We start from the raw sequence: 18,179 nt of genomic DNA, 5'->3' as shown, positions 1-18,179 counted from the left end.
TGACGGCTTGGTGGAGGGACCAAGATTACTTCGCGCGAAAAACACCAGCCTCCTAGGGCAGGGCGCCCGACGGCCCGCCCGTACCCGGAGTGAACGCCTGTTCCCCCGCGCGCCGGGCCAGTTCGTGCAGCAGGCGCAGGGCGTCGTCCGGATCCACTCCCTCCGCGAACCGCGAGAGCACGGGGGCCCGGTCCGGGCTGCCCGCCAGGGCCGCGAGCATCAGCCCCGCCACGTGCTCATCCCTGGAGCGGCTGGCGGTGTAGCGGAAGGCGTTGCGCACGGGTGCCCTCTCCAGCAGACCCTTCCTGACAAGACGCTCGGCGACGGTCTGCACCGTGGTGTAGGCCAGGCTCCGTTCCGCGTCCTGATTCAGCATGTCCTGCACCTGGCGGACCAGCAGTGGTTGCTTGCAGCCCCACAGCACATCCATGATCGCGCGTTCCAGGGATCCCAGGTTCACCCGCGGCCACCTTTCGAGGGTCGCGCCCGGCAGCGGATGGCCCTGGAGAACATGTACGGGCACGCAGCCAGGCAGGGTCACACATGAAATTTGCTCATATTGTTACTTAAATCCATCGATGCGGCCATAGCTGGTGAATGTCGATCCTCTTAACAGATCACACTTCAGATCGCCGCTATTCGCCCCTGGAGCGCGCGCACCACCTCATCCGACCACGAACATTCCCGCAGCATTACAAAGCCCTACACAGCCCTCACAGCCCCGCGCAGCACCTGTCCCTGGGCGAAACCCCAAGAGCCGGCCGGGTGGCTGCAAGCCCGCGCGGCGCGGAGGACGGCGTACGGCGGGGACTCGGCGGCAGAAAGGACGGCGACGACGTGCGGCGACCAGGGCGAAGGAGTCCGGAGCCTCAGTAGGCCGGAGAGACCCCCCGCGGGCGCCTGCGGCGCAGCACCCAGGCCGCGATGACGCCGCCGATCAGGCCGAACAGGTGCCCCTGCCAGGAGATGCCCGCCTCCCCGGGAAGCACCCCCCAGATGATCGAGTAGTAGGTGATCGCCACGCCGACGCCGATCACGATGTCGAGGGCACGGCGGTCGAACAGGCCCCGGGCGACGACGAAGCCGAAGTAGCCGAAGACCAGGCCGCTGGCACCGACCGTGAGAACCTTGGGCTCGTTGACGAACCAGATGCCCAGGCCGCTGACCAGGACGATGATCAGGCTCGCGGCCAGGTAGCGGCCGATCCCCCGCAGCGCGGCGAGGAAACCGAGGATCAGCAGGGGCAGCGAGTTGGCCATCAGATGGCCGAAGCCGCCGTGCAGGAAGGGTGCGAGGAGGACGCCGCCCAGACTCTCCGGGACCCAGGACCAGATGCCGTAGACGTCGAGCGTTCCCTCCCCCGGCAGCACGTAGTCGACGATCTCGACCACCCACATGACGCTGACCAGGAGGACGTTGATGATCGCGGCGCCCAGCGCGCCCGCCGCCAGGTTTCCCGCCCTGCGCTTCAGGAGGTCGCCGGAGGATCGGCCGGTGGGGGTCATCCCGGTCGCATGGTCGTTCATTCACTCTCCTGGCCTTGGAGCGGCGTCGTGGATGTCAAGTGCCCCCGCCGCACCCGCCCACACCTTTACCGTACGCATTCCCGGCCATGAACGCGCCGGGTGTGATCCATCGATCACACCCGGCCCGCGAATCCCCTCCGGAATCCGAAGGGGATCTACTCACCCTTCCATTGGGGGGCGCGCTTCTCGGCGAAGGCCGCCGCGCCCTCCATGGCGTCCTTGGACCCGAACACCGGGTTGATGATCTCGCCCTGCTTCCTGAACATCTCGTCGAGGCTCCAGTCCGCGGACTCGACGATCACGCGCTTGGTCGCGGCGAGCGCCATCGGGGCGTTGGCCGCGATCCTCTTCGCGAGCTCGACGGCCTTGGCCAGCGCCTCACCCACGGGCGTGATGTGGTTGACCAGGCCGACCTCGTACAGCCGGGAGGCCGGGAAGTGGTCGCCGGTCAGGGCGATCTCCATGGCGATGTGGTACGGAATGCGACGCGGCAGCCGCATCACGCCACCCGCTCCCGCGACCAGACCCCTCTTGGGCTCGGGCAGCCCGAACTTGGCCTCCTCGGAGGCGACGATGATGTCGCAGGCCAGCGCCAGCTCGCAGCCCCCGGCCAGGGCGTACCCCTCGACGGCGGCGATGAGCGGCTTCTTCGGCGGCGTCTCGGCCACCCCGCCGAATCCCCTGCCCTCCACGACCGGGAAGTCCCCGCTCAGGAAACCTTTCAGGTCCATACCCGAGCAGAACGTGCCACCGGCGCCGGTGAGGACGTAGGCGGCCACGTCCTTGCGCTCCTCCAACTCGTCCAGCGCGGCGGCGACGCCCCTGGCGACCGTGCCGTTGATGGCGTTCCTGGCCTTGGGCCGGTTGATCGTGATGACGGCCACGCCGTCGTCCACTTCGACCAGAACCTCGTCAGACACCGGATGACTCCTACTTGGGCTGGAAGCGGATGCCGCCGTCGAAACGGATCGTCTCGGCGTTCATGTAGTCGTTCTCGATCAGCGAGCGGACCAGGTGCGCGAACTCCGAGGCCAGTCCCATGCGCTTGGGGAAGACCACCGGGGCCACGAGCTTGGCCTTGAACTCATCGGCGTTGGGCGAGAAGCCGTAGATCGGGGTGTCGATGATGCCCGGGCAGATGGTGTTGACGCGCACGCCGATGGCGCCGAGGTCGCGCGCGGCAGGGAGGGTCATGCCGACGATGCCGCCCTTGGACGCCGAGTAGGCGACCTGGCCGGTCTGCCCCTCCAGCGCCGCCACCGAGGCGGTGTTGATCACCACTCCGCGCTGGCCGTCCGCGTCGACCGGCTCCGTCTTCGCGATCGCCGCGGCACCGATGCGCATGAGGTTGAAGGTGCCGATCAGGTTGACCTCGATGACCTTGCGATAGGAGGCCAGGTCATGGGGCGAGCCGTCGCGACCCACGGTCCGGCTGGCCCAGCCGATGCCCGCACTGTTCACCACGACGCGCAGCGGCTTGCCGGTCGCCACGGCCGCGTCCACGGCCGCCTGCACCTGCACCTCATCCGACACGTCGGTCTTGACGAAGACGCCGCCGAGCTCGTCGGCAAGGGGCTTGCCGCGCTCCTCGTTGAGGTCGGCGATGACGACGGTGGCACCGTGCGCGGCGAGGTCGCGGGCCGTGGCCTCGCCGAGGCCGCTGGCACCGCCCGAGATGATTGCTGCTGCTCCGTTCAAGTCCATGAGCGGACTTTAACCCGCGGACCGAATGAAGTTCTACTCGGGGTGGGTTAAATCTCTCCGATGCCAGGCCCTGGCCCCCTTGCCTGCCACGGTCGGTCAGACGGCCCTCGCCACGGCAGGATCCGCGGGATGGAGCCTAGATCTCTCCGACGGCAGTGCTCACGTCAGGATAGACCTTGATCCGCCGGTCGAGCCCCGTCGTGCGAAGTATCCGGGCCACCGGCGCCTGGGGAGCGGCCAGGCAGACCCCACCGCCACCGCTCGTGGCCAGCCGCCACGCCTCGATCAGCACCGACAACCCGCTGGAGTCCATGAAGGACAGGTCGGTGAGGTCGAGAACCAGTCGCGCACCGTCCAGCTTGATCGCGTCACGGACCTCGTCTCGCAGGAAGGGAGCGGTGAACAGGTCGAGTTCGCCCTCGACAGCCACCACCACGGCGTCGCCGATCGCGCGGCGAGCCAGCCGTAGCTTCATCAGTCCTCCTCGCGCCCAGGGCAGACCCACTTTACTTCGCCACCACGGCACGCGAGGTCGTGCACGACTCTTCACAGGAATCCGCAGCCAGGACGCCCCGGGGTCAGGAGGCCGCGAAACCGTAGGGCAGTTCGAGCCGGTGGGCGGCGAGCAGGCCGGCATCGGCGAGGATCTTACGGGTCGGCCCGTCCGCGGCGATGACCCCTCCGGAGAGGATGAGCGAGCGCTCGCACAGCTCCAGCGCGTAGGGCAGGTCGTGGGTGACCATCAGGACCGTCACGTCGAGCCCCCTGAGGATCTCGGCGAGTTCTCGCCTGGAGGCCGGGTCCAGGTTGGACGACGGCTCGTCGAGCACCAGGATCTCCGGCTCCATGGCCAGCACCGTCGCCACCGCGACCCGGCGGCGCTGGCCGAAGGACAGGTGGTGCGGCGGCCGGTCGATCGTCTCCAGCATGCCCACGCGCTCCAGCGCGTCCTTGACCCGGCGCTCCAGCTCCTCGCCCGTGATCCCCAGGTTGGCCGGGCCGAAGGCCACGTCCTCGCGGACGCTCGGCATGAAGAGCTGGTCGTCGGGGTCCTGGAAGACCAGCCCGACCCGCCTGCGGATCTCCTTGAGCGATCCCTTCCCGACCGGCAGCCCCGCTACGGCCACCGTGCCGTGGCCGGCGGTCAGGATGCCGTTGAGGTGCATCACCAGTGTGGTCTTGCCCGCACCGTTCGGCCCGAGCAGCGCGACCCGCTCACCACGCTCCACGCGGAAGTCCACGCCGAACAGCGCCTGCGTACCGTCCGGGTACGCGTACGCCAGGCGGCTCACCTCCAACGAAGGCGGCGCGGTCATGCGACCCCCCAGCTCCCAAGCAGCACGGCAAGCGCCGCACCTGGCAACATACCGGCGACGAGCCACTGCCGCGACGCGACGGACAGATCCTGGATGACCGGCATCGAGCCGGTGTAGCCCCGGCTGAGCATGGCCAGGTGCACCCGCTCACCCCGCTCGTACGAGCGGATGAACAGTGCCCCCGCCGACCTGGCGATCACCGGGATGTGCCGCACGTCCCTGGCCACGAACCCGCGTGACTCCCGCGCCACCCGCATCCGGCGCATCTCCTCCAGGATCACGTCCATGTAGCGGAGCATGAACATGGCGATCTGTACCAGCATCGGCGGCAGTTTCAGCCGCTGGGCGCCCAGCAGGATCAGCCGTGGCTCGGTGGTGGCCGCGAGCAGCACGCTCGCGGCCACGCCCAGGGTCGCCTTGGCCAGGATGTTCCAGGCGGCCCACAGACCGGCGACGCTGAGCGAGAGTCCCATGAACGTCACCCGCTCGCCGAACCCGATGAACGGGATGGCCAGCGCGAACACCACGAACGGCACCTCGACCACCATCCGCCGCAGCAGGAATCCCGCCGGGACGCGCGCGGCCACCGCGACGGCGGCCAGCAGCACGGCGTACAGACCGAAAGCCCAGAACCACTCGCGCGGGGTGGCGACCACTACCAGGGCGAACCCGGCCACCGCCACCAGCTTGCACTGGGGTGGCAGCCGGTGCACGAGCGTGTCGCCCGGCCGGTGGAGCCGATGGTGATGGCCTGCCCCCACTAGACGGAGACCTTCCTGTCACTGTCCTCGCCACGGCGACGCACCGTGAAGAACAGCCCGCCGCCGACGGCGAGGGTCACCCCGACGCCGATCAGACCGGCCACCCCCACCGGGATGCCGCCCACGTCCCCGTAGTCGGCGAGCGGCTGCTCGCCCAGCGAGTGGTCGGCCGCCTGTCCGCTGAAGCCCTTGTCCTCGGCCACCCGCTCCAGGCCGTCGGGCGAGGAGGAGGCGTAGAAGCTGACCACGCCCGCCAGCAGCGCCGCCACCGCGATGCCGGCGGGCAGGAACCAGCCACGACGGCGCGCGGCGACCGGCGCCGGGGACGCCTGGGACGCCGCGGAGACGGTCACCTCGCCGCCGGCGCCGCGCAGGACCAGCGGCGCGACGAACTCCTTGGCGCCGTACACCAGGTCGGGCCGGATCGCCAGGACGGTGCTGACGGTGACCGCGGTGATCAGGCCCTCCCCGATGCCGATGAGCAGGTGCACGCCGCCCATGGCCGCGGCGACCGTGCCGATCTCGATGGGCGCGGTGCCGCCGATCCAGAACAGCAGAGTGAAAGCCAGCGCCGTGGCGGGCACCGAGACCAGCGCCGCGACGAACGAAGCCGCCACCACGGCTCCCCTGCCCCGCACGCTCCTGGTGATCAGCCGGAAGGCGCCCCACCCGACCAGTACCGCGACGACGCCCATCAGCGTGATGTTGACGCCCAGCGCGGTCAGGCCGCCGTCGGCGAAGAAGAACCCCTGTACCAGGAGGACCACCGCCATGCACAGCACCGCCGTATACGGGCCGACGAGTATCGCGGCGAGCGCACCGCCGAGGAGATGGCCGCTTGTGCCCGCGGCGACCGGGAAGTTGAGCATCTGGACGGCGAACACGAAGGCGGCGACCAGGCCTGCCATGGGGGCGGTGCGGTCGTCGAGTTCACGGCGGGCGCCGCGCAGGCAGACGGCCACGCCCGCAGCCGCGACCACCCCCGCCGACAGCGACACCGCCGCGTTGAAAAAGCCATCGGGTACGTGCACGGCAAGCCTCCGAAACGCGGATTTGGCTCCACTTTAGGCCATAGGCTTGTAGTTGCAAGATACTGGCATTAACACCCGGCGAAGGTCTGGTGACTTCCGCATGGCACCGGGCTCGCGGCGGTCCCGGGCGCCGTCAACGCACGATGCGCCTGACGAAGGTCCGGGGGCCGAAGGTGCGCACCACGGTGCTGAGCCGCCCCTTGCCCGCCGTGGCGTAGGGCCTGACGCTCCACCGGGTCGCGCCGCGCCACCAGGTGCGCGGCTGCTCGATCATCTCGGGCACCGCCTCGATCCTGAAGCGCGCGGGCGGCCCGCCCAGGTCCATCTCCAGGTAGGCGTCCCAGGTACCGGGCCCCAGCCGGCCCATCGCCTGCCAGGCCGTGAACGTGCCGTCCTCGCCGACCGTGACCGGCTCACGCCGCTCCCGGCTCGACTCGCGCTCCCGCCAGACCAGGTAACGCACCGCGTCCGCCGCCGGAGCGGCGGTGCCCACGGTGACCTCACCGTGCAGCACCAGCCGGTGCCCCGCCGCCCAGCGGGCGCGCACCAGCCTCGCGCTGCCCGGCACCGCGACCACGTGGCCGCCGATGTCAAGGCTGAGGTTGCCGTAGGGGCGGGTGAAGTACGGCAGGGCGACGACGTCGCCGACCACTCGCGGCGCGGGCGGCACCGGAAGTGCGGTCAGTCCGTCCCTGTCGGAGCCCAGGCGTGCGAGCCGGGGAACGCCCTCGAAGGCGACACCCACGTGAACGTCCCAGACGCCGGAGGACAGGCCGGTGACGTCGACGACCCCGGTGAACTCCGCGCAGTCGCCCGTTACCGGGACCACGACCTCGTCAAAGGGGCCGGCGCCCGCGTGCCGGCGCCGCAGCACCAGGGCGAGGTCACCACCGACGATCTCCGGGCGGTCGTACCGCTCCAGCGTGCTCAGTGCCACCTTGCCGGAGATCGCCAGCCTTCCCTCCCGCTCCCAGCGGAGCGCGGTGAGCTCCCTGCGGACCGAGGCCGACTCGATGTGCGCCAGCCGCACCAGGCGGTCGATGTCCTCCAGTGCGGCGATCCTGCTCCGGTCGATCGCGGGGAGCCGGTCGCGGACCCCGTTGGTCAGCCACCGCTCGCACATGTCGGCCACCTCGGCGGCGATCTCCTTGCGCTCGACCTCCCCGGCGTCCAGGAAGGGCCTGCCGAGGTTGCCGAAGGCGTCCATCCGGAAGTGCCGCCGCAGGAGGTGGTCGCGGAGGTCTCCCGGCCGTACGTGGGCGAGCATCAACTCGATCGGCCGCCTGATCATCCGCAGCCAGGAGACCGGGTCGCGGCTCCCCTGCCGCTGCATGATGCTGGTGCCGTCGGGCCGGGCGACCAGGTGGTAGCAGTCGTAGTCGGCGACCACCGAGATCACGTTCGCGTGGCAGTAGGCGTGGGTGGTGAAGACGACGTCCTCGCCGACCAGAAGCGTCTCGTCGAAACGGATGGCGTGCCGCTCCAGCATCTCCCTGCGGAACAGCTTGAAGCAGCTCAGGCTGTTGTAGACCGCGCTGTCACCGAGCGGCACCCGCTCGGCGTTCTCCCTGAACATCGAGATCGGCACCTTGCGGTCATGACCGACGATCTTCCCGAGCACGATGTCCGAGCCGTTGCGGTCGGCCATCGCGAGCATCCGCTCCAGCGCCTGGGGGCCGAGGTAGTCGTCCGCGTCGCAGAAGAAGACGTACCTGCCGCGTGCATGGGAGAGGCCGACGTTGCGCGGGCGCCCCGCGCCGCCGGAGGCCTCCTGCCGGACGACGCGGATCACCCCGCGGTGGCAGGAGGCGTACAGGTCGAGCAGCGCGGCACCGCCGTCGGTGGAACCGTCGTCGACGACCACCACCTCCAGGGCGACCCGCTGGATCAGCAGCGAGGTCAGGCACCTGTCGAGATAGGGCCGGCAGTTGTGCAGGGGGACGATCACGGTGACGTCGACGTCGGACCGGATCGCCTCCTCCCTGGTGATGTCGCAGCCGCCCCGCCCCGTACGGACTCGCTGAAGAGTCGTTACCGCCACCGCCGCGCCCCTCGTCGGTTACTTTCCGCTTATCTAGCGTCTCAGTATGTGACTAAGGGCCACTCGTGCGGAGCAAATCCACAGGGTTGCCTCCCCGGGAAGGCTGAGTTCGGCGAGAAACGACTGGTTCGCCCACCATGGGCAGGAAACCCGCCTCCCCGGACGTCACCGCCCTCGGCCGCCCGGTCGGCCCGTGACACCAAAGACACGCCGCACTCCTAAACCCCGCTGCCGGCCCGGTCGAGGTCGTCTCGATCGTGGTCGGCGCGCCCGTTCGGGGCCCGATCCGCCCCGAACGCCCGAACCCGACGACGGCGCGGCAGCCAGGCGATGATGTACAGCACGAGTGCCACCACGATCAGCGTCCCGAGGAGGCGCAGGGGGAGGATGACGAAAGTCGCGCTCCGCCGGAGTGTCCCGTTGGACCCGGAGACCGACACCGTCGCATGGCAGAGGCACATGAACGGCGGATCCGCCCATCTGACGGCGACGTCCCTGCTGTCTCCCCTGAGCAGGGTGAAGTCGGGAAACCGCACCTCGTACCCGTTCACCTCCACCTTCAGCGCACCGGGGCCGAGGAAGTCGCGGTGAACGGTCCCGAGATTGTCGACGGTGGTGGTGAAGTCGACGGGGCCGCCCGTTGAGAAGGCACCGGAGGTGCGCAGGTCACCGATGCGCACGGACGTGTCGATCGGCCCCGGAACCGTGATGTAGATCGGCGTTCCGATCGCCCGGTTCAGCTTGATGTTGCCCCCACCGGCCCCTGCCGGGGCCACGAAGAGCAGGGCCACCTGGTGCTCGCCGTGCTCGGGCTCCGGCGGAGGGTCGATCAGTACGGTGACGCCCCGCTCCGCCCCGGGGGCGAGACGGAAGCTCGCCGGCCTGACCTTGAGCCAGCCGGCGGCCGAGCGGGGTGCGTCACGCTCGAAGAGCATCTTCCCGGCCCCGTCCATGGCGAAGCCCACCCTGTCGACGACCACGTCGACGGGCGACCGCCCCCTGTTCGCCACCTGGAACGACTGAGGTTCGTCGATCTCCTCCGGGGCGACGACCAGCCGTGGTGGACTCACCGTCAGCGAGAAGTCCGGAGTCGCGCCCGGCGCCCCGGAAGCCCCCGGCCCCACCGTCAGCGTCACGCCTCCTACCATCAGAAACGCGACGATCACACGTCGAAGCCTTCCGTTCACCGCTCAGCCCCCTTCACGGGCGAACCGAACATCTCGCCGAGTGCCCGACGGGTGGGCCCGCAGGATGCCGGCGACCGGCACGAAGGCCCTCAAGATCCTTTTTACACAGAGTAGCCATTTGATGACATAGAGCGCAAGCTTTCGGGAGGCCGTGTCTCCGGTGCCCGGCTCTTCCGATCACGCATCAGGCCAGAGGCGCGCCGACCTCGAAAGAGCCCGGTATACCCCTTCACCTTCACCGGAGAACCGGCCTTTGGCACTGAAAGGGGTGCGCACCCGGGATGCAACGGAGCGGACAGGCAGGCTCCCCGGTCTTTTCGATCGCGATAATCTCGGGGCCGAAACACCCCCGCCGGAGGCTGCTCTTGGATGAGGGGGCGAATAATCGACATAATCACGGTGTGTTCAGGAAACTACCGCCTGGCCCGTTCAAACCACTTGCGGGCGTACTGCTGTTGTCGGTGGCGATCCTTGTCCTCAAGTGGGTGAGCGGGGCAGACCCCTATGTGCGTGGACCGTTCTTCTGGGCGGCCCTGGTCGCCGCGGTTCTGAGCATGGCTCTTGCACTGGCGGTGGCCGTGAAAAGTTTTCGCAGGGCCCGCCGACATGAGTACAGCGCGCCTGAACCGGAGGAGGCACCTGATGAGCCGCGTAACCGTCTGCTCATGTTCTCGGCGGCCATGCTCCTGGTGATGGCGACGGAGCTGTCGTTGACTCTCTCACTGCTCGCGGCCACGGACGGCGGGGACCCTCACACGACGGGGCCGCTCGACTGGGCCTTCTGGGCGAGCCAGGGGCTGCTCTTCGTGTTGATTGTCGGGGTGATTGCTTGGGGCATGCGGAGAGGTGTCCAGTGGTGAGAGCGGGTGCTGCCGATCCGAGGGTAGCGGCTGGAACCTGTGGTCAGAGCGCTCCACATCCATGGCAGCTCTTTGCGCAAAAACGACCAGGGTCCACAATTGATCCCGTGCGCAAACGAGCTCTCTTATTTCTTCCTACGGTCATGTGTGGGATCGCAGCGGTACTCCTGGGCATGGAATCGATGGTTCGGGCGCACTACCAGGTGAGTCCCTACAAGCCATGGAGCGTTCTCGGCTGGTTGGGGTTCACCTTCTTGGTGCTCGCCATGTTCGTGGGCATCGGCCTGGCTGTTTGGGCGCTGCGTACCGCGAATGCGAAGCGCGACCAACACGAGTCGGCGCAAGGGGATATGCCCGAAGCACCGCGTAACGCTTGGGCGGCGGCAGGCCGCTGGTTGGCACGGCACTGAGGTAGGGCACGGTGCGCCGTCACCGGCGCCCCCGTAGCGGGGGCGTACGGCAGGGCACGTTCCAGCACACGCGCCTGAAGGCGTGACCACTTGCCACCCTGGCTGATTTCGAACACCACAGGAGTCGATCGTGGGCTGCGCCGGGCCGGCCGAGGACCTGGACGTCGGTGACCATCTCACCTTCGAGCAAGAGGGTACGGGCGAACGGGCACGCAACAGGCACAGAAGATCATAAAGTCCGACTGAACAACGAGAGGCCAGGTCACCTGATATCAGGTGACCTGGCCTTTCACATGCGAGCCGACGAGGGGAATCGAACCCCTGACCTACAGTTTACAAGATCTCGGTACGCGACCCTCTGAGCTGCTGCGGCGCTGGTCAGGGGCAGTCTCGCCCTGTCCGTGAGTCCCCGTGATTCCCCCTTGTTCCCCTGCCTTACTGGCACGCGAATGGCACGGCCTGAGAACCCCGTGCGGACGCACACACCTCCCCCGCCGGATCTTCCCGTCTGCCTCGTCCCACCCCGGAGGGGCAACAGCTCGGGGACGGAGGATCAAGGCCGTCTTCGCGTGTACGCCAGGCGGTAGACGTTCCTCGACCATGCGATGCCAACGGTCACAGACGGCCTTGATCCGGAGGAGCCGAGATGTTGGGCTTGCCTGGGACGTGGCAGACGGGAAGATCCGGCTTCCACCTCAACCACTTACAGCCTTCGTGGTGCTACGTCGATCATCCCGGAGCCGAAGTGCCCCCGCCGGAGGCTGTTCTTGTCGACTTTGCCCGCTAGGAGGTCGGGCGGTGCCAGGGGTGATCTTTGTAGCGGAGGACGTCGATCAGGTGTCGGCTGTACCCGCTGGCCTGCACGACTTCGTCGATCTTCCCTGTGTGGGAATGGTGAGGGAGGAACTGCTGTACGAGGCTTGCGATCTGGGCGCGGATTTCTTGGAGCTCACGCGTCATGTAGCGCTCTTCTTCGCTGAGCCTGCCGAGTTCGGAGTAGCGACCGTCTGGAGGTGGTGTGCTCTCGGCCATGTCGCCACTGTAGGCGGCGGGCTGGTGGTCAGCGAGTGGGTTAGGTACGGCGGGTGTGTGGGTTGGCGGACAGTCCGATGCGCTGCCGCTCAACTCTGCGGGCTCGTTCGGGACAATCGACCGACGAGGAGGACGGTGCTGTCGGTGCCTACGGTCCACCTCGTCTGCCTGGATGCTCTCGGTTGGCGATCCGATGAAGAAGCTCACGCTTTGCACCAGTTGCTGGCTGTAAGATCGTATCCGGATCTTGGCACAGGAAGCCTCCCGGAAGCGGGACCTCCGGGGGAGGTTGGGTATATGGCGTTTGTGATCTCGGGTCGAGTACGCCATCGGCACATGTCCCCGAGGCACGTTCAGCAAGCTTTGGAAAAGCGGCTTCCCGGCCTTGTCGCTAGCTTCCCTGAATTTTCGGTTAGCCGAAGTCATTGCAAGGTCGAATTCTTCTGCAACACGTCAACGACGTTGGACTTCACCATAACCATGACCGGGGGAGCCGTTCAAACCCCGGCCGCTTTTGCGCTTCTCGTACGAGAGGCGGAGATGCTGGCCGAGGTCTTAATGCAGGCACTTTCGCGATGGTCTCGTAAGGCGGAAGTACAGTTCTGCCAACTAGAGGATTTGCGCTCTCGCAGCGTTCTTCTATCTTGGGAGAAAGAGTCACCATTGACATCTGCCCCAGCCAAGGTCTCCTACATTATTTGTCTGGTCTTACTTTTTGCAGGCGCGTGGCTTATTCGCGGCCTTCTTGAGCAACCTTCCAGCGAGGCTAGAGACTACAATATTTTATCCTTAGCGATCGCCGTTGGCTTGCCAGCACTCACCCTACCAACACCTTTCGTATTCGAGTACTTGCGGCGTCGAGGAAGTGGAAACTGGCTCTTCCGACAAAAAGGGGGTTCGGCATGATGGCGAGGAATCAACCTATTGAGTCTTTCGCAATAGAGGAAATTTCTCATGAACTCCAACTCCTCGGATGGAGTACTGTTTCTGGAATTAACCCTTCAGGATGGGTTCCCGACATTCTGGTCACAGATGGCAATGGCGCTCTTCTCTGTATTGAAGTAAAGGTCGGCAAATCTTCCCTACACTCCAACGTGCTTAGCGTGTTGCGCCATGCACAAATGGACATCGCGACGGCATGGCCAGGTCGCTCAGTAGTGGCGCTGCTGACAATGAATCCAATCAGCGAGCGCATGCAGTCAGCGCTGTCCTCAACAGGAATTATGTTCCTGCGCTTTGATTCGCAAGAGGAAATTAATGGTGTGACCCGTGAGCTAATTCGCATGATTGAGAGCGGCACACAGGGAAATCTCCAAGCCGCTGAACCTGTGCAGAGTTTAATGAACCAGGTCGCCTTCGCACTAGAAAGAAATGAGTGGGAGAAGGCTGGCGCGCTTTACGAACATATCTTGCAGGATCAAATAAAGATCTTTGGCTCCGATCACCCAACCGTTCTCGAAACGAAGTATCGCATAGCAGAATTGCTAGCACGGGGCGGAAAAATTCCTGAAGCGCTGAATGCGCTACAGAAGTTGGTAAACGATCTGATAAAAGTTCTAGGTCCCGATAACCTCAACACTCTGAGAGCGCGTCAACACCACGCGATCCTTCTTGTTCAGAGTGGTGATCTAGATTCTGCACTGCAGTCTATTTCAGCGATCCTTACTGATCAGGAACGTGTCCTCGGGGTCGAACATCCTGACACTCTGGCGAGCCGCGCTTACATTGCAAACATATATGGCGCGCAGGGGCGTTTGGACGATGCCGTTGTGTTGTTGGAGCAGACTCGGGCTGATTTCATACGTACCTTGGGTGAGGATCACTTAGGGATTTTGACTATCAGCCGTAATCTTGCTGATGCTTATCGGTCGCTGGGGCGAGAAGACGAGGCCATCAACCTCTATCAAAAGTCTCTTACGGATTCGGTCCGCGTGCTGGGCGAACACCACCCGTCTACTCTAGTTAGTCGCCACAAACTCGCTGCCGCATACGTGTCAGCAGGACGGATTAACGAGGCCATCGACCTCTACCAACAAAATCTGGCCGAGCGTACACGCGTGCTGGGTGAATACCACCCAGATACTCTAGTTAGTCGCCACAACCTCGCTGCCGCATACGTGTCAGCAGGACGGATTAACGAGGCCATCGACCTCTACCAACAAAATCTGGCCGAGCGTACACGCGTGCTGGGTGAATACCACCCAGATACTCTAGTTAGTCGCCACAACCTCGCTGCCGCATACGTGTCAGCAGGACGGATTAACGAGGCCATCAACCTCTACCAACAAAATCTGGCCGATTCCATCCGCGTGCTAGGCGAAAATCACCCTGATACTTTAACCAATCGCCATAACCTTGCGTACGCATATGAGTCGGTGGGACGGGTCGACGAAGCCATCAACCTCTACCAACAAAGTCTGGCCGATTCCATCCGCGTGCTGGGCGAGAGTGATCCTGGAGTCTTAGCTAGTCGCCATAACCTTGCGTACGCATATGAGTCGGTGGGACGGGTCGACGAAGCCATCAACCTCTACCAACAAAATCTGGCCGATTCCATCCGCGTGCTAGGCGAAAATCACCCTGATACTTTAACCAATCGCCATAACCTTGCGTACGCATATGAGTCGGTGGGACGGGTCGACGAAGCCATCAACCTCTACCAACAAAACCTCGCTGCACGATTGCTTGTGTTGGGTGAAGATCACCCTGATACCTTGACTGGCCGCCACAACCTCGCGGGCGTATATCGGTCAACAGGACGTGCGGAAGAGGCTATCGACCTCTATCAACAAAACCTCGCTGGAACCGTTCGGATGCTGGGTGAGGATAATTCCTCGACTATAGCCCGTCGCCATAGTCTCGCTTATGCCTATCAGTCGGCGGGACGAGTGAATGAGGCCATCGCTCTGTATAGACAGACACTCAACGATTGCATTCGGGTGTTGGGCGAGCATCATCCCCTCACTATGACCGTGCGGAACAACTTGGCTATGGCTCGAAAAGCCCACTGAGCCATGTCCAGGACGCGGCCCGGAACGCCGCCGGCCGGGACCGGCCTCCAGGCCGCACGCCCGGCCGGCGAGCGGGCAAGGGCCGCTCGGCGGCGCGCAGCGCCGCCCTTGATAACCCATAAGAACAATTCGGCAAGTCACCCATGTAGCTGTGACGACCCGAGTAGATGAGTGCCGTCGTGGTGGCGGATGGCCGGCGCTTGGCCGTGGTGCATGGCGTCGAGGACGCGGATGGCGAATGCCTCGGAGGCGAGTTCCCGGACCTCGTCCGCGGTGACCCAGCGGAACGCGCGGGTCTCGTCGGTCTCGGTGATGTGGCCGCCGATGACCTTGCAGCGGAAGACCAGGGCGACGATGCCGCGTGTCATGTTCTTGTAGACGCCGGTGAGGGTGACGGGCTCGACGTGCAGGCCGGTCTCTTCGTGGATCTCTCGGAGTAGGCCGGCGGTGATGTCCTCGTCGCGTTCGAGGACTCCGCCGGGTGCTTCCCAGTGGTTGTTGTCTCGTCGTTGGGTGAGGAGTGCGCGGCCTTGGTCGTCGATGATCACGCCTGCCACGCTGACGGAGTGCTGCGTGTTGTGGTGATCCATCGGATGTCCTCCGGGGCTGCTGATCGCTATTCTCGGACTGCGGTACACGTATGTACGAGTTGAGGAGTTGTTGGTCGTGGCCGAGCTGCCGTTTCCGGATCTGGACCCGACCAGCGATCGGGCCGTCTTCCGGCAGATCGCCGATCACATCAGGCATACGATCGAGCGGGGCACTCTGGCCGAAGGTGACAAGGTGCCCTCGGAAGCTCGGCTCATGCAACACTACGGCGTCGCGCGGATGACCATTCGCAACGCGCTCCAGGTCCTCCAGGGTGAGGGGCTGACGGTGGCTGAGCATGGGCGTGGTGTCTTTGTCCGGTCTCATCCTCCGGTGCGGCGGCTGGCCTCCGACCGGTTCGCCCGTCGCCATCGTGAGCAGGGCAAGGCCGCGTTCATCGCGGAGACAGAGGGTGCGGGCGGGAAGCCGACCGTCGACTCCATCGAGATCACCGAGGAGCGGCCCTCTGCGGAGGTCGCCGGACTGCTCGGGATCAGCTTGGAAGATCATGTGATCGTCCGATCGCGCCGGTATCTGATCAATGGTCAGCCGGTGGAGACGGCCGTGTCGTATATCCCGGCGGAGATCGCGCGGGGCACGCGGATCGCGCAGCCGGACAGTGGTCCGGGTGGGATCTATGCCCGGCTGGAGGAGTTGGGGTTCCGGCTGGATCGTTTCGTGGAGGAGATCCGGTCTCGGATGCCGTTGCGTGATGAGGTGCGGGCGCTGAAGCTGGCGCCGGGTGTTCCGGTGTTTCACCTGGTCCGTACGGCTTATGCCGCCGATGGTCGTGCGGTGGAGGTGTGCGACACGGTGATGTCCAGCGATGCCTATGTGCTCTCGTACGAGCTGCCTGCGCGATAACGCTTGACGAACTCCTCTAGAGGAGTCATAAATGTCTTACGCGCTTACTCCTCTAGTCGAGCAGACGTCTACTGGAGGCAGATCAACTGAGCGCGAAGCGTCGACTTGAGGGGCACACGTCATGACCGGGCAAGCATGCATTTCATGCGACGGCAAAGGGTGGAAGTACGTAAGCCAGCGGCGTGCTCTGATCGGCGGTCCGCGAGGATCGCCCCTGTCTCTCATCCGTGTCCGGGACGACTGCTCCCTGTGCCAGGGGCAGAGAGTCGCCCCGGCTTCGATCACACGGCCCGGCGCATGAGCGCCTTGCCACCTGCGGGACGCCTGGTCCTCGGTGACATCTGTTCTCCGGTAGGGGCGGCGGAGTCCTTGAAGGTGGAGCTGGGGCTGTGCGGGATCGATGCCGACGTCAACGACGGTTACGGGCTGGCCGTGGTGTCGGTCTGGACGGGATTGACCGTCTGGTCAGACGGCCTGACCTTCTGGTGGAGTACGGGGCGCTTAGATGCCAGGCGCGGACAGGTGCTGTATGCCTGGCACGCGGCGGCGGAGCCTGCACGGGCCGCGCGACGAGTGGCGTTCCGTTACACCGATCTCCGGAGGGCTCATCCGCTGCCTGCTGTGACGACGGGGGCTCATTGTGCCGATCCTGTCTGATGAGTGCGTCAGGATCAGTCCGCATGTGGCCATGGCTCAACGTGATCATGTGCGTCTGGAGTGGCGGACGCCTGAGGGGGCTTTGGAGCGAGCACACCCGGAGGTGTGGACGTGCGTGTGCCGGGCCACGGTCTACGAACTTCAGGTTGGCGCCGGGCAGGGGTTCATCAGGCGGACCGTTCAAAACGATGACGGTCACCTGGTCCATGAGACCCGTCTGTGGAGGATCACCGAAGCTCGGGCCGTCTGGTCGGCGTTGCTGGCTGGGCGGGCTCGGTAGACGAGTGTGGTGGTGCGGTGACTGGTTGCGGAGGGCGCCGGAGGTCTCGCACCGCCACACTCCCCACCTGCGGTAGAGCGTTCGCTTTGCAACTCGGAAGTTCGCATCTATGCTGACGATAAGTCGAGTAGTTGGGTTGTTAATATGTCCGTTTCCGGTGAGGAATACGCGCCTCCGAAGTACGCCCAGATCGTTGCGCAGATCCGGCACAAGATCGCGGACGGCACCTATCCGCCCGGTTCTCTGCTGCCTTCTGAGACGCAGCTGATCCGGGAGTTCGCGGTCAGCCGTCCTACCGTGGTGCGGGCACTCCAGGTGTTGCAGCTTCGGGGCTTCATCGACCGGGAGCACGGCAAGGGCTCGTACGTGAAGATGGCGCCTCCGCTGGCTGAGGAGGACTTCTCCCGGCCTGGCCGTGCCGTCTTGGACCGTGCGGAAGCCGGCCAGGGCGCTGCGGTGCTGGAGGCGGGGCCTCGTCCGGCTCCCGCGAACATCGCGGCGACGTTGGCTCTGCCCACCGGGGCGCCGGTCATGATGCGTCGAATCCTGCTGAGCGACGGTGCTGATCCATGTGAGCTGGTCACCTTCTGGTGTCCGATCGAACTGGCCGAGGGAACCGATCTGGGCAAGGCGCTGCCCCTGACGGCGGGCATCCGTCAGCACGTGCAGGCGATCAAGGGGCTTCGGCTGGATCACGTCATCGAACGTCTGGCGGCTCGTCACCCCACGGCCGACGAGATGAAGCTGTTGAGGCTGGGCAAGACGGCGGCGGTCATGGGGGTGACGGCTCGGGTCTTCGCCGGGAATCGTCATGTCATGGTCATCGAGGTTGCCCTGCCGGGGACGCTTCACGAACTGGAAGACACCTACTCTCTGTAGTGTGATGTAGCTCACACATCCAAACGGAAACT

General features: G+C 65.4%; 18 protein-coding genes. 6 read left to right on the top strand and 12 right to left on the bottom strand.

Translation table 11 applies throughout. From position 1 onward, the window contains the following. Positions 1-52: 52 nt before the first annotated feature. The 10 genes from ACQP0P_RS06870 to ACQP0P_RS06825 form a co-directional block, all read right to left on the bottom strand. Positions 53-460, bottom strand: coding sequence for a BlaI/MecI/CopY family transcriptional regulator (locus ACQP0P_RS06870; protein ID WP_433372437.1), 408 nt, complete (start codon positions 458-460; stop codon positions 53-55). A 409-nt stretch (positions 461-869) separates the two neighbouring features. Beyond that, a complete protein-coding gene (locus ACQP0P_RS06865; RefSeq protein WP_433372434.1) occupies positions 870-1,526 on the bottom strand; it encodes a rhomboid family intramembrane serine protease in 657 nt (218 codons plus the stop codon). A 155-nt stretch (positions 1,527-1,681) separates the two neighbouring features. Continuing rightward, complete coding sequence (locus ACQP0P_RS06860; protein WP_433372431.1) at positions 1,682-2,446, bottom strand: crotonase/enoyl-CoA hydratase family protein; 765 nt, start codon at positions 2,444-2,446, stop codon at positions 1,682-1,684. A 10-nt stretch (positions 2,447-2,456) separates the two neighbouring features. After that, the gene (locus ACQP0P_RS06855) at positions 2,457-3,230 is read right to left on the bottom strand and encodes an SDR family oxidoreductase (RefSeq protein WP_433372428.1); all 774 of its coding nucleotides are present in this window, start codon (positions 3,228-3,230) and stop codon (positions 2,457-2,459) included. A 136-nt stretch (positions 3,231-3,366) separates the two neighbouring features. Then, on the bottom strand, positions 3,367-3,705 hold the full coding sequence (locus tag ACQP0P_RS06850; RefSeq protein WP_350911279.1) for an STAS domain-containing protein: 339 nt from the start codon (positions 3,703-3,705) through the stop codon (positions 3,367-3,369). 103 nt (positions 3,706-3,808) lie between these two features. Beyond that, the gene (locus ACQP0P_RS06845; RefSeq protein ID WP_433372426.1) at positions 3,809-4,546 is read right to left on the bottom strand and encodes an energy-coupling factor ABC transporter ATP-binding protein; all 738 of its coding nucleotides are present in this window, start codon (positions 4,544-4,546) and stop codon (positions 3,809-3,811) included. Continuing rightward, positions 4,543-5,307: a cobalt ECF transporter T component CbiQ gene (cbiQ, locus tag ACQP0P_RS06840; protein WP_433372423.1), complete on the bottom strand. Its 765-nt coding sequence runs from the start codon at positions 5,305-5,307 to the stop codon at positions 4,543-4,545. The genes ACQP0P_RS06845 and cbiQ overlap by 4 nt, the downstream gene beginning before the upstream one ends. After that, positions 5,307-6,338: an energy-coupling factor ABC transporter permease gene (locus tag ACQP0P_RS06835; protein ID WP_433372420.1), complete on the bottom strand. Its 1,032-nt coding sequence runs from the start codon at positions 6,336-6,338 to the stop codon at positions 5,307-5,309. Before ACQP0P_RS06835 ends, cbiQ begins: the two co-directional genes overlap by 1 nt. Before the next feature lie 133 nt (positions 6,339-6,471). Then, complete coding sequence (locus ACQP0P_RS06830; RefSeq protein ID WP_433372417.1) at positions 6,472-8,379, bottom strand: glycosyltransferase family 2 protein; 1,908 nt, start codon at positions 8,377-8,379, stop codon at positions 6,472-6,474. Positions 8,380-8,597: 218 nt separating this feature from the next. Continuing rightward, positions 8,598-9,515: a COG1470 family protein gene (locus tag ACQP0P_RS06825; protein WP_433372415.1), complete on the bottom strand. Its 918-nt coding sequence runs from the start codon at positions 9,513-9,515 to the stop codon at positions 8,598-8,600. Positions 9,516-9,967: 452 nt separating this feature from the next. On the opposite strand from ACQP0P_RS06825, the gene ACQP0P_RS06820 reads away from it, so the two are divergent. After that, positions 9,968-10,426 (top strand): hypothetical protein, encoded by a 459-nt coding sequence (locus tag ACQP0P_RS06820; protein WP_433372412.1) that lies wholly within the window; start codon positions 9,968-9,970, stop codon positions 10,424-10,426. A 107-nt stretch (positions 10,427-10,533) separates the two neighbouring features. After that, positions 10,534-10,836: a hypothetical protein gene (locus ACQP0P_RS06815; protein WP_433372409.1), complete on the top strand. Its 303-nt coding sequence runs from the start codon at positions 10,534-10,536 to the stop codon at positions 10,834-10,836. 783 nt (positions 10,837-11,619) lie between these two features. On the opposite strand, the gene ACQP0P_RS06810 is transcribed toward ACQP0P_RS06815, so the two are convergent. Beyond that, positions 11,620-11,868, bottom strand: a complete 249-nt coding sequence (locus tag ACQP0P_RS06810) for a hypothetical protein (RefSeq protein ID WP_433372407.1) — start codon at positions 11,866-11,868, stop codon at positions 11,620-11,622. 902 nt (positions 11,869-12,770) lie between these two features. Here ACQP0P_RS06810 and ACQP0P_RS06805 point away from each other — a divergent pair. Next, positions 12,771-14,879, top strand: a complete 2,109-nt coding sequence (locus ACQP0P_RS06805; RefSeq protein WP_433372404.1) for a tetratricopeptide repeat protein — start codon at positions 12,771-12,773, stop codon at positions 14,877-14,879. Between the two features lie 137 nt (positions 14,880-15,016). Here the strand turns inward: ACQP0P_RS06805 and ACQP0P_RS06800 are convergent, their stop codons facing one another. Beyond that, entirely contained in the window at positions 15,017-15,469 is a 453-nt protein-coding gene (locus tag ACQP0P_RS06800) for an NUDIX hydrolase (RefSeq protein WP_433372401.1), read from the bottom strand. A gap of 76 nt (positions 15,470-15,545) precedes the next feature. Between ACQP0P_RS06800 and ACQP0P_RS06795 the strand changes: the two genes are divergently transcribed. The 3 genes from ACQP0P_RS06795 (at position 15,546) to ACQP0P_RS06785 (ending at position 18,147) form a co-directional block, all read left to right on the top strand. Beyond that, a complete protein-coding gene (locus ACQP0P_RS06795) occupies positions 15,546-16,331 on the top strand; it encodes a GntR family transcriptional regulator (RefSeq protein WP_433372399.1) in 786 nt (261 codons plus the stop codon). Between the two features lie 369 nt (positions 16,332-16,700). Then, positions 16,701-16,988: a hypothetical protein gene (locus ACQP0P_RS06790; protein ID WP_433372396.1), complete on the top strand. Its 288-nt coding sequence runs from the start codon at positions 16,701-16,703 to the stop codon at positions 16,986-16,988. Between the two features lie 424 nt (positions 16,989-17,412). Continuing rightward, a complete protein-coding gene (locus ACQP0P_RS06785; protein ID WP_433372394.1) occupies positions 17,413-18,147 on the top strand; it encodes a GntR family transcriptional regulator in 735 nt (244 codons plus the stop codon). Positions 18,148-18,179: the final 32 nt, after the last annotated feature.

The organism is Streptosporangium sp. CA-115845 (assembly GCF_050943795.1).
Lineage (GTDB): Bacteria > Actinomycetota > Actinomycetes > Streptosporangiales > Streptosporangiaceae > Streptosporangium.
Note: the sequence above shows the minus strand (reverse complement) of the source record. Positions and strands in the feature narration are given on the sequence as shown.